This is a genomic window from Rothia endophytica, assembly GCF_039543885.1.
In the GTDB taxonomy this organism is placed as follows: Bacteria; Actinomycetota; Actinomycetes; order Actinomycetales; family Micrococcaceae; genus Rothia; species Rothia endophytica.
In genome coordinates this window covers 1,328,355-1,340,043 of the sequence record NZ_BAABKP010000001.1, presented here as the reverse complement: position 1 = coordinate 1,340,043, position 11,689 = coordinate 1,328,355, and the positions used below count along the sequence as shown (strand labels likewise).

Sequence of the window (11,689 nt, the reverse complement as noted above, 5' to 3'; positions counted from 1 at the left end):
TATTTCATGGCTTTTAACCCCGCCAAACAGTAGGGAATCCCTCAACGATAATTGGTGGCGGTCGACAAGGGAATAGAAAGGGGTGCTGCTGTGCTATAACTGAAACATAAATAAAAAATCGTGCTCCGGGACCCGGTGAAAATCCGAACCTGCGGTGACAGCCCGCTAATTGACGGCACTCTTGAGTGCCCGATACCTGCAAGGTGAAATTCCTTGGCAGACAGTACAGTCTGGATGGAAGGTAGCACGAACAAACAATCGTCCCACTGTTACACCCGGTGGGGTGGGGTACCTGCACCGGCCAAAACCCAGTGCGCCGCGCAGCGGCGTCCTCAGTTTTAGCCTCTGCCCGTAGTCCGTTTGTTCTCCCGGAGCCACCAGCATAAGGGAAACATATGGATTTTCTACGGTGGCTCTTCGACGCTCAAATAACGATTGGTGATAACCAATCCCTGTTGGTGCGCGAAGTCCTTGGCAACATTTTTGGTCTGCTTTCGGCCCTGGGCGGTATGCGCCGCAAGGTGTGGGCATGGCCGGTGGGCATTATCGGTAATCTTCTGCTCCTCACCGTTTTCTTGGGTACCCTCTTTGGCACGAGCTACGGCACCTCTAACCTGCTGGGGCAAGCCGGGCGTCAAATCATGTTCATTGCCGTTTCAATCTGGGGCTGGTACCGCTGGAACCAAACGCGTCATAGCGGCAGTACCCAAGCCGCCGTCATTCCCCAGTGGGCTAGTTGGAAAGAACGCCTCTTCATGGTCGCTTTCATGCTGATTGGTACTGGCGTGCTGACCCCAATCTTCCGTGCCCTCGGCTCCTATGAGCCGGTGTGGTCTGACGCTTGGATCTTCGCTGGCTCCCTGCTGGCAACCTACGGCATGGCTAAAGGCTGGGTAGAGTTCTGGCTGGTCTGGGTAGCCGTTGATATCGTCGGTGTGCCCCTGCTGTGGAGCGCCGGCTACTACGCCAGTGCTTTTATGTACATCTTCTACGGTATCTTTACCCTCATTGGCTTCTTTGTATGGTGGCGCACCCGCAACCAGGAAGCTGCCCGTGTTCAGGTCGAAACAGCCTTCCCTGATCCCACGGTAGATGTCCGCTAATGCTAGGGAATATCGGGCAAGAACTCACCGACTCTCAGGCTATGGCTCTTGCTCTACATGCTGCCCGGTGTGGGCAGCGTGGTGCTAACCCCCTGGTGGGTGCGGTAGTTCTCTCCCCTGAGAACCGAGTGCTGAGCGTTGGCTGGCACCGAGGTGCTGGCACCCCTCATGCTGAAGCGGACGCCCTCGCCCGCGCTCACCAGGCAGGCACAGATCTGCGCGGTGCCCGCATGCTAGTCACGCTTGAGCCCTGCAACCATACCGGCCGCACCGGCCCCTGCTCTCATGCAGTGGCGGAAGCCGGAATCAGGGAGCTGATCTACGCTTACGCCGATACCACCGCTGAAGCCAGCGGCGGCGCCGACTATCTGCGGAGCCGCGGAGTTCAGGTAAGCCACGGGCTGCTGGAACAAGAAGCCTATGAGCTAAACGCACGATGGTTTGCCGCCGCCGGTCGGCGTCCTTTCATCACCGCCAAAATTGCCTCAAGCTTAGACGGCTTCATAGCGGCGGCTGATGGTAGCAGCAAGTGGATTACCGGCCCAGAAGCTCGCGCTGATGGGCACACTCTCCGAGCGCGGGCGGATGCCATTTTGGTGGGTACCGGCACAGTTAAAGCCGATAATCCCCAGCTCACCGCACGAATCGATGGGCAACTGGCACCCCGCCAGCCCCTGCGCGCTGTTATGGGCCATACCCTGCCGCCCCACTCTCACCTTGCTGCTGAAACTCTCGCAGGTAAAGCACTTCACTTGGCTACTCGTGACCCGCGAATCGCTGCTGCTGAACTCTATAGCAGGGGAGTGCGCCACCTGATGATTGAAGGTGGCCCCACGGTGCTATCGGCTTTTTTGGCAGCAAATCTGGTCGATGAACTGAATTGGTATCGAGCCCCGCTGCTTCTAGGAGCAGGACGCGCTGCCGTGACCGACCTTGGGGTCGATACCCTCAGCCAAGCCCACCACTGGCAACTCGATGATTTGGGGTTACAGCCTGCCCTCCGCCAGTTGGGGGCTGATACTGCCACCCATTTACTTCTTACCGATCAGCAGGGTACCCCTGCGCCGTCCGAAAGGTAACCCACATGTTTACAGGAATTGTTGCTGCAACCGGCACCGTCCTCTCGCTCGAACCTGTCACCTCTGCCAGCGGCGAGGTGGAGTCAGCTGTACTAACCGTCGATGCCGGGGAGATTATCTCTGACCTTGCCCACGGCGGCTCGCTTGCCATTAATGGGGTATGCCTAACCGCTACCCGCACCCAGGAACTGGGTGAGGGCGTTTTTGCCGCTGACATGATGGGTGAAACCCTGGCTCGTACTAACCTGGGCACGTTAACTCCGGCTTCCCGCGTCAATCTAGAACGCTGCATGCCCGCCGGTGGGCGGTTTGATGGGCACGTGGTGCAAGGTCACGTAGATGGGCTGGGCACCATTGCTCGGGTTGAAGACCACGCCAGCTGGCGGACCCTGCGCGTGCACGTGCCCCGTGAGTTGGCAGGCCAGCTGGCACACAAGGGCTCCATTACTATTTCTGGTGTCTCCCTCACCATCACCGCGGTTTCACCGGCCGGGGAGGCGAATCCATGGTTCGAGGTGGGGCTGATTCCTGCCACCCTAGAAGCCACCACCTTGGGCCACGTTCAGGTGGGGGACACCGTCAATCTTGAAACCGACGCCCTCGCCAAATACGTTCAGCGGTTACTGGAAGTATCCGGTGCAATTGCGGGTTTGGGTATAGACGCCACCCTACCGGCTAGCCCCGAGACCGAAACTCAAACGCCGTCCGCCCTAGATACCATCCAAGACGCCATCGAACAGATTGGACGTGGGGGAGCGGTCGTGGTGGTCGATGACGCGGACCGCGAGAACGAGGGCGATATCATCTTCGCCGCTGAACACGCCACCGCTGATCTCATGGGTTTCACCGTGCGCTACACCTCAGGTGTCATCTGCGCTCCCATGAGTAACCAGCGAGCTGACACCCTCAACCTACCGCCCATGGTCCAGCACAATGAGGATTCCAAGGGCACGGCCTACACCCTCACCTGCGATGCCCGAGAGGGAGTAACCACCGGCATTTCGGCCGCTGACCGCGCCCGCACCGTGCAGGTACTGGCCCACGCGGCGTCCGGCCCGGCTGATCTCACCCGCCCCGGGCACATCCTGCCCCTCCGCGCAGTAGACGGCGGGGTGCGCCAGCGCCCCGGCCACACCGAAGCCGCGGTTGAACTCACTCAGCTTGCGGGACTATCCGGAGTAGGAGTCATCGCCGAGCTAGTGCACGACACTGGCCTCATGATGCGCTTTGATGCCCTGCGTACCTTTGCCACCGAACACCACCTGCCCATGATTTCTATTGCTGACCTAGTCAGCTACCTGGAGAGTCAGCATGACTAACCCAACAGGTCTCACCCAAACCAGTGAACCCGTCACCGTTCCCACCCCTCACGGGGTTTTCTTGATGCAGGCATTTGGTTTTGCCGATGGCAGCGAGCACCTAGCTCTCACGGCCTTACCCACTGAAGGGCAGCCCCAGATCCGCTCGCAGGCAAACCAAGCGCCACTGGTGCGTATTCACTCCGAATGCGCTACCGGCGACATCTTTGGCTCCTACCGCTGTGACTGCGGCCCGCAACTCGAACAGGCCCTAGAAATGATGGCCGAACAAGGCGGTGTTCTCATCTACATGCGTAACCACGAGGGCCGCGGAATTGGCCTGGTTAACAAACTGCGGGCCTACGCCCTACAGGACGCCGGGCTAGACACCCTGGACGCCAACCTCTCCCTAGGGCTGCCAGCAGATGCCAGAGACTACACCCAGGCAGTGGTGATGATCAAGGAACTGGGTATCAGGCAGTTGCGGTTACTCACCAATAACCCTGCCAAAGCAGAGGCACTGGAAGAGCTGGGGCTGACCATCACCGAACTGGTCCCCGATGAAATCACCCCGCGGGCCGAAAATGCTCGCTATCTAGCCACCAAACGTGACCGCATGCGTCACCGCCTGACCTTCTAACTTTTTTCTGTTCACTACCCTAAGGAGAACCCCATGAGCGGAGCAGGAGCACCCGCCCCCACCCTTAACCCCGAAGAAGCCAAAGGACTAAAGGTCGCCGTTGTGGCGGCGTCCTGGCATACCCAAATTATGGACGGACTGCTGGACGGCGCTCGCCGTGCGGCAGCCGACGCGGGTATCGAACCGACCGTGGTGCGTGTACCTGGCACCTTTGAACTGCCGGTGGCCGCAGCTACCCTGGCTGAATCTTTTGATGCTGTGGTCGCCCTGGGCGTAGTGGTACGTGGTGGCACCCCTCACTTTGATTATGTGTGTGATGCTGCGACCACAGGACTGACCACCGTTTCAGTGCAGAGCAAGACTCCCGTGGGCTTCGGCGTCTTGACCTGCGATACAGAGCAACAGGGAATCGACAGGGCTGGACTACCCGGCTCCTCAGAGGATAAAGGTTACGAGGCTTTCGCCGCTGCAGTAGAGACAGTGCTGGCCTTGCGTAACATCAGTTAGCTGACGCAGGACGTATCCCTGGATGTAAGCCGAAACTTTACTGGCATGGAGGAAGAACATGCCAGTAAAGTTTCGGTTGACATAGTTAACGGGTCACTATTTTGTGTAAATATTCTGTCCATATTACTGATTGGTAACAAAGCCTGTTTGCAATGGCTTAAAGTAGATGAAGGCTTATTGTGGCCTGCTTTACTCTGCTAGCTGAGCAGAAACCTTCATACATAAGCACACATGTCACAGAGGAAATATGAAAATAGGTATTCGCCGTGCAATACTGGTAATTCCAGCGCTACTACTCCTGGTCGGTTGTTCGTCTACAGATGAGGTTCAGCCAAAACCGGAACCTTCGGCAACATCGCAAGCAGCAACAACAACGCAGGCTTTATCTGCGTCAGCTACCGTAAAACGGGTGATAGACGGCGATACTATTGAAGTTGATGATTCAGGCAAAGCAACAGTTATCCGCCTGCTGAACATCGATACTCCTGAGACAAAGCACCCTAATAAGACCGTTCAATGTCTCGGGCCTGAAGCAACGGAGTTCTTAGAGCGTAAATTACCTGCTGGTACTCAGGTTCACCTTGAATATGATGTCCAGAAAAAGGACAAATACGACAGAACACTTGCCGGTGTATTCTTACTCGATGGCGAATTTGTCAATGAAGAAATAGCTCGATCCGGTTTTGGTACTGCGGTAGTATTCGAACCCAACAGCAAATTCTATGCCAGGGTTCTTAATGCCCAAAATATGGCTATCAATACTAAGACTGGGTTATTCAGCCCTGATATTTCATGTTCGATTCCTGCACAAATTAATGCTCTACAGTCTCGAATGGAGAGTGCCCAAACTCAGGAAGAACTCGATTCTTTACTATCAGAGGCAGACCTGCTCATTGAGATTCTTGAAAAAGTACCCACCGACGAAGCATTTACGCACTTAGCTTCTTACGGCGCTACATTCGCTGCCCAAAAACAACTAATTCAGTTAAAAGATCTGAAATCTAAGTATGCGCAAACAATTCCGGCTCAGTCCGCTGTAGATGATGGAAGTGCTGGTGAGACCAATACACAGCACGATGCCGCAGAAATGGAGCAAGTAGCCGCTGAACAGCAAGCCGCCGCCCAGAGAATCGCAGAAGAACAAGCCGAAGCAGCTCAAGCGGAAGCTGACAGAGTAGCATCAGAACAGGCCGAAGCAGCTCAAGCGGAAGCTGACAGAGTAGCAGCAGAACAGGTTGTTCAGCCGGAGTATGCACCTGCTCCAGCTCCAGATAACCCGAACCCGGAACCTGCCCAGCCTGCTCCTCAACCTACTTATCAGGAGCCAGCTCCGGTTCAAGAACCTTATCCTAACTACACTGGGCCGCGCTGTTACGCCCCTGGCGGTAAGACATGGAAACCTTGTCCCTAAGCTCAAAAGTGAAAATATTTGTTTTTCAGCCAGTTAGATACCTTCGAACCGCCGGTTGATGTTACCTGACCTCGATAAAAGCCGTAGATCTTGCCGTGGTGGTACTTAGGTTAAGCCTGCTTGATGATCGGGCGTTAGAAGCGATAGCCTCGATAATATGACCCACTACGTTGAAACCTATAAATTCTTATCTTTAGTGGGCGATTCACTCATCCGCAGTGGGGCAAGCTCTGCCTCAACCACCAAAACCCTCCTGGGTATCAGTACAGCAGCGGGTCTTACGAGCGTGACTGTGAGCGTCACGATGGGGCAACTCATCATTAGCGATTCACGCGGCGAGAACCAGCTGCCCTATACAGAGATTTTTGAAGTCACCCCCGCCGGCCTAGACATTCAATGGCGGTCAAAGACCGAAGATACAGTGCAACGGTTTCTCACTCACCAAATTAGTGCAGCTGAGGGTATCGAACTTCTTGAACAAGAGCAGAGCTCGTTACACTCGCTTTCATGGACGTGGTCGATGTTAGGATTTGGTCTACTTGGCATAGGTTTCAGCCAAATCATTGGAGCTACCTGGATTACTGCTCTCGGTGCTCTGATTTCTTCTCTTCTGGTTTCATTGGTCTACAGCTGGGTTAATTTTGCTCGTGCCCCGGGCCTGTTTAGGTTTGCTGGTGCAGGCTTTACAGCGGTGCTCAGCGCCACGGTTTTCAGCATGCTGACGGCAACCACAGACGTAGCGATCATCGTGGTGTCGTCCCTAGCCGCTTACCTGGCGGGAATCGCAGCTTACGCAGCGGCGCAGGACTCCATTACAGGGTGGTACCTTTCGGCTCTTGGCCGACTAATGGATGCAATTATCTGTACAGCGGGTCTGGTGACAGGCGTTAGCGTTGGTATCGGTGTTTCTCGCCTGTTCGTCCCCGACAACCTTATCTTCATCAAACTTTTGGATGCTGAAACCGAGGTTTCCACTGACCCCATCGTGGGAGCTGCCCTCGTTAGTCTGGGTTTTGCGATTTCCTGCGGCGGAAGAAAATGGCAGTTGCTGGTCTTAGCCGCAACGGGTGTAGCTGCACAGGCAACCTACCTTCTCATCACTAACCTAGGGTTAAGCCCTCACGCCGCCACAGCTCTAGCCGCCCTCATAGTAGGTGGCGCCTGCGTCCTCTTAGCAAAGCCGATGAAACTAACCTCTAACGCTATTATGACTGTCAGCTTTTTGCCTCTTTTTCCGGGGATGATGATTTATCAAGGCATGCTGGGAACCCTCTTTAGCGTAGAAGGTGCACTGGGGACGCTGGGGCAGGCGCTGCTGATTACCTACTGTCTATCGGCAGGCGGCACTGCTGGACAGTACCTGGTATCAGAAATGATGTGGGCCCTCAGACGCGCCCAGTTTAAACATAGCCACCCAGGGCAAACCTATAGCAAGGTGATGGTCGATGAGTACAATGCGCAGGACATTATTTTGCCCGTATTTAGTAAGCCATTTTCTAAGGTTGAGAGTGATGGTGGCGGGCAACGCTAACCTTCAAACGAAGAGAACACCTCGGCATGTGAGAAACAAACCGTTCAAACTTTGAGCCATGCTAAGGCCAGGGGTTAGAGTTAGACGGTGAAGAACTTTGAATCGCTATTCGCAGAACTAACCGAAAAAGCAGAAACCCGCCCCGAAGGCTCTGGCACCGTTGCAGAGCTGGATCAGGGCGTCCATTTCATCGGCAAGAAAATTGTTGAAGAGGCCGCCGAGGTCTGGATGGCTGCTGAGTTCCAGTCGGACGCTGAGTTCGCTGAGGAAGCTTCACAATTGATTTACCATTTGCAGGTCATGATGATCGCCAAGGGACTGACTCCCGAAGATATCTACACGTACCTCTAAGCAAAAGGAAAACCAATATGCTGCGCGTTGCAGTCCCCAATAAAGGCATGCTCTCACAGGCAGCTGCCACCATGCTCACCGAAGCTGGCTACCTCCAGCGCCGTGATTCCCGCGAACTAGTGCTCGTGGACCAAGAGAATGAGATTGAGTTCTTTTACCTGCGCCCCCGTGATATTGCGGTTTATGTAGGCGAAGGAACTCTCGACGTCGGAATCACCGGCCGCGACCTGCTACAGGATTCTGGGACCCACGCAGAAGAAGCTCTCAATCTAGATTTCGCTAAATCAACCTTCCGTTTCGCTGGCCCGGCTGGAGTCTTCTCTGACCCCGCCCAACTCAAGGGCAAGCGCATTGCGACCTCCTACAAGAAACTGCTGACTAACTACCTGGAACGCTCAGGTATCGACGCTGAAGTTATCCGTCTGGACGGCGCCATCGAGTCCTCCATCCGTCTGGGCGTAGCGGACGCGATCGCTGACGTAGTTGAAACTGGCAACACTATGCGCGCAGCCGGTCTGGAGCCTTTTGGTGACCCTATTATGCGCAGCGAAGCTCTGCTGATTAAGCGCCCCGGCGTTGAAGACCACGCGGGACTGGAGCGCCTGCAGCGTCGTCTAGAAGGTGTGCTGATTGCACGCCAGTATGTGATGATTGACTACAACATTGAAGAATCCTTGCTCCCTCAGGCGACTACTCTCACCCCGGGCCTAGAATCACCCACGATTTCTCCTCTGTCTCGTGAAGGCTGGGTTGCGGTGCGCTCTATGGTTCCGCGCAAGTCAGCTAACCGAGTGATGGATTCTCTCTACCACATCGGTGGGAGGGGCATTCTAGTGACCGCCATCCAGGCTGCTCGCCTGTAAAACTCTTGCGGCGGCGTCCTCACTGAGGGGCGCCGCCTTTTTACTTAATTTCTCGTGTGAAAGTGAGGTGGCGCTGTGGGCGTTGCTATTCGTGTGATTCCTTGCCTGGATGTGGACGCTGGCCGCGTGGTGAAGGGCGTTAAATTTGAAGGCTTACGGGATGCCGGTGACCCGGTTGAGCTAGCGAAGCGCTATAACGAGGCGGGCGCTGATGAACTGACCTTCCTGGATGTCACGGCGTCTTCCTCCGACCGAGCCACTACTTTTGAGGTGGTAGGGCAGACCGCTGAGCAGGTCTTTATTCCTCTGACTGTTGGTGGCGGAGTGCGTACCGCTGAGGACGTTGACCGTCTGCTGCGCACCGGTGCCGATAAGGCGTCCATTAATACTGCTGCCATTCATCGCCCCGAAGTAATCAATGAGATTACCGAGCGGTTTGGCTCTCAGGTTTTGGTACTGTCCCTTGACGCTAAGAAGACCGGTAACACTGCATCTGGCTGGGAAGTAACTACCCACGGTGGGCGCAAGGATACCGGTCTTGACCTGCTGGAATGGGCTGCTGAAGCTCAGGAGCGCGGGATGGGTGAGATTCTTCTGAACTCGATCGACGCTGACGGAACTAAGGCTGGTTTTGACCTGCCCATGATTCGCGCGGTGCGCGATGTTGTCTCTATTCCGCTGATTGCCTCGGGTGGCGCTGGCGCTCCCGAACATTTCCCACCTGCTGTTGAGGCTGGTGCGAACGCCGTGCTGGCAGCGTCCATTTTCCACTTCGGCGAGGTCAGCATTGGGGAAGTCAAGGACGCAATCCGCGCCGCTGGGTACGAGGTGCGGTAGGAAAGCATCTTGATGATGACTACTGAAGATGATTGGCTAGCAACTCAGGAAACTCTTTACCTTAGTTCTATCGCTGAAGTACGTGAGAGCATTGTGCAAGCTCGGCTAGAACCTTTAGACGAAGGAAGCGCTGAGCTCCCTTGGTAAACTAGCGAAACCACCTAGTACTTTTAACAACTTGTACATCCTCTGTACAAAATTTTGTACAGAGGATGTACAAGTTTAACTTCGAGTCTATGTAAAGATTCATTTGAGCCTACATAAACGCAATATAAGGCCGGTCTAGTAATCTGGGCGGTGGGGTACGAAGTACGGTAGGAGACGACGAGTAAGGAGCACCAGGTTCACGCTGGATGGAGCCCAGCAGATTCCGAGCGCGCGAGGAAATAAATCTGCGGGCGGAATAGGCGCAAGCCTGACCCTCACGCCCCGCCTGACGGCGGATTTCGTTCGCTCTTGTGTGCTCGCGCGTTCGCACTCGCTCACTTCATCGAGCCAGCAGCTTCGCTGTGAGCCAGGCTTGCCTTACCTCTCCCAGCGGAATTTCGAAAATAAAACCTACAGGGCTTTAGTGTTTCTCTGCAGCTAGACGGCTAAATGCCTTTTCGAGGTCTTTAATGGGCAGGCTGTTGTGCAGAGACTTTGCCTGTAGAGCATAGAGACTCCGTTTTGCGTCTGTTAGCCCATCTGTGCCACGCGTATGTTCGGTGTGTGAGCGACGAGTTGTAGTTTTGCCACTGGTCTTCAGTACCTTTTTAGCTTTTCTTACTGCTCTATACATCGCAGAACTCACAGCGCTAATAGTCATTTCCTACACTCCTATCCTAGAAATGATATATTTCTTCACTGACGTTCAGCCTATCGCTCCTATTCTTTTCTGTGATGAGGAAGGGGAGAACACCACAGCCGTTAGCCTTATTCTGGATTCTCAGAAAATACGAATCTAGTGGCTCAGCTCCTCCACCTTCTTGCCCCGAAGCAGTTCGTGCAGGTCCATGTGGAATATTAGTTATTCCAGATTTCTAATTCTTGCCAGTTGCTAGGAAAACCCATGTTCCGTTCGGCAGTAATAAGCGGTTCAGATAGTTCTTTCAAATATATTTGGGGTAGCTTTTTAACCTGTGTTTTGAACGTGTTGTGCCAATTAGTTCCAGATTCATGGCATCTAAGCATGTGGGCAAGTAAGACACACGGCATGTAAACTTTGTCGGCTGTGAGTGTCTTATCAATATGTTTTAGATATTTTTTGAAGTAAGAGTTCGGAGGAACAGATACATTTCTCTTCATGCTCTTATTGAAAACTCTTGCGCCATGAGCGCAGTCGTTTCTTAAGTCCATGATTGAAAGTAGCCAGGAGCCAAACTTGGTGCCTTGTCGAACCCCGAACTTTCTTGCCACATCATTTTGGTCTTCTACCTTCATCAAAAGATAAAAGTGAATTAGGGTTCCAAAGGACACCCTTTCTAGTGCTGCCCACACAGGAATTTCTGTCTTGTAGACAAGAGTATGGTGCGCTATGAAATCGTCATTATTTTTGGATTTTTTATCGCTCTCGTACTGAGCTTTCCAAGCCTCAAACTTGGATGTTTCATTTTGGGAAGAAGTAAGTTCAAGGCACCTGTTAGTATCTAGGCATGAAATATCTAGATGCCCTTTGGGATTTTTCTGTGCGATCACATGCGCAATAGCAGTTCTTAGTCTTACCTCTAAGTCAAAGATACCAGTCAAGATGACGGCACGTAGCTTGGTATCAAAATCGGCAAGCGCGATAGAGTCTTCGAATCTTGAGCCAGCTTCAAACTCGTCATGACGGAACTCTCTGCGTTTAATGAGCTCATCTGTGAGGGGCTCTCGAAGTTTTCTAAAGGGATACCTGTAGCCACTCGTGCTGTGATAGCCGAGTCTTCTGAGCTCTGCTTCAGCTTTAGTCTTATCGTTGATGTGCATTCCCAGTTGCTCAAGTCTGTCGATGAGATCTGGGTGGTCTAGGAAGCCTTTTTCAGCCATAAGTACCTACTTAAAATGAAAACCGCCACATGATACATGCAGAACTTTGGGGTTCCATGTAA

The 11,689-nt window shown here is 53.8% G+C and carries 12 protein-coding genes and 1 riboswitch; of the genes, 11 read left to right on the top strand and 1 reads right to left on the bottom strand.

The window, feature by feature from the left end:
* The first annotated feature begins 117 nt into the window (after positions 1 to 117).
* Positions 118 to 251: riboswitch (FMN riboswitch) on the top strand.
* A gap of 144 nt (positions 252 to 395) precedes the next feature.
* The 11 genes from pnuC to ABD982_RS05955 all read left to right on the top strand — a co-directional run bounded on the left by pnuC (position 396) and on the right by ABD982_RS05955 (position 9,767).
* Positions 396 to 1,103: a nicotinamide riboside transporter PnuC gene (pnuC, locus tag ABD982_RS06005; RefSeq protein ID WP_345445570.1), complete on the top strand. Its 708-nt coding sequence runs from the start codon at positions 396 to 398 to the stop codon at positions 1,101 to 1,103.
* On the top strand, positions 1,103 to 2,182 hold the full coding sequence (gene ribD / locus ABD982_RS06000; RefSeq protein WP_345445568.1) for a bifunctional diaminohydroxyphosphoribosylaminopyrimidine deaminase/5-amino-6-(5-phosphoribosylamino)uracil reductase RibD: 1,080 nt from the start codon (positions 1,103 to 1,105) through the stop codon (positions 2,180 to 2,182). The genes pnuC and ribD overlap by 1 nt, the downstream gene beginning before the upstream one ends.
* A gap of 5 nt (positions 2,183 to 2,187) precedes the next feature.
* Positions 2,188 to 3,501: a 3,4-dihydroxy-2-butanone-4-phosphate synthase gene (gene ribB, locus ABD982_RS05995; protein ID WP_345445566.1), complete on the top strand. Its 1,314-nt coding sequence runs from the start codon at positions 2,188 to 2,190 to the stop codon at positions 3,499 to 3,501.
* Positions 3,494 to 4,120, top strand: a complete 627-nt coding sequence (locus tag ABD982_RS05990) for a GTP cyclohydrolase II (RefSeq protein ID WP_345445564.1) — start codon at positions 3,494 to 3,496, stop codon at positions 4,118 to 4,120. Before ribB ends, ABD982_RS05990 begins: the two co-directional genes overlap by 8 nt.
* A gap of 33 nt (positions 4,121 to 4,153) precedes the next feature.
* The gene (gene ribH / locus ABD982_RS05985) at positions 4,154 to 4,627 is read left to right on the top strand and encodes a 6,7-dimethyl-8-ribityllumazine synthase (RefSeq protein ID WP_345445562.1); all 474 of its coding nucleotides are present in this window, start codon (positions 4,154 to 4,156) and stop codon (positions 4,625 to 4,627) included.
* A gap of 247 nt (positions 4,628 to 4,874) precedes the next feature.
* Entirely contained in the window at positions 4,875 to 6,038 is a 1,164-nt protein-coding gene (locus ABD982_RS05980) for a thermonuclease family protein (RefSeq protein WP_345445560.1), read from the top strand.
* A gap of 157 nt (positions 6,039 to 6,195) precedes the next feature.
* Entirely contained in the window at positions 6,196 to 7,569 is a 1,374-nt protein-coding gene (locus ABD982_RS05975; protein ID WP_345445558.1) for a threonine/serine exporter family protein, read from the top strand.
* A gap of 87 nt (positions 7,570 to 7,656) precedes the next feature.
* Positions 7,657 to 7,920 carry a phosphoribosyl-ATP diphosphatase gene (locus ABD982_RS05970; RefSeq protein WP_251379910.1) on the top strand — a complete coding sequence of 88 codons (264 nt, stop codon included), beginning with the start codon at positions 7,657 to 7,659 and terminating at the stop codon, positions 7,918 to 7,920.
* Positions 7,921 to 7,937: 17 nt separating this feature from the next.
* Positions 7,938 to 8,783 carry an ATP phosphoribosyltransferase gene (gene hisG / locus ABD982_RS05965; RefSeq protein ID WP_251379911.1) on the top strand — a complete coding sequence of 282 codons (846 nt, stop codon included), beginning with the start codon at positions 7,938 to 7,940 and terminating at the stop codon, positions 8,781 to 8,783.
* Between the two features lie 75 nt (positions 8,784 to 8,858).
* A complete protein-coding gene (gene hisF / locus ABD982_RS05960) occupies positions 8,859 to 9,620 on the top strand; it encodes an imidazole glycerol phosphate synthase subunit HisF (RefSeq protein ID WP_345445555.1) in 762 nt (253 codons plus the stop codon).
* A 12-nt stretch (positions 9,621 to 9,632) separates the two neighbouring features.
* Complete coding sequence (locus tag ABD982_RS05955) at positions 9,633 to 9,767, top strand: hypothetical protein (RefSeq protein WP_345445553.1); 135 nt, start codon at positions 9,633 to 9,635, stop codon at positions 9,765 to 9,767.
* Positions 9,768 to 10,625: 858 nt separating this feature from the next.
* Here ABD982_RS05955 and ABD982_RS05950 read toward each other — a convergent pair.
* Positions 10,626 to 11,627 carry an Abi family protein gene (locus tag ABD982_RS05950; RefSeq protein ID WP_345445551.1) on the bottom strand — a complete coding sequence of 334 codons (1,002 nt, stop codon included), beginning with the start codon at positions 11,625 to 11,627 and terminating at the stop codon, positions 10,626 to 10,628.
* Between the last annotated feature and the right edge of the window lie 62 nt (positions 11,628 to 11,689).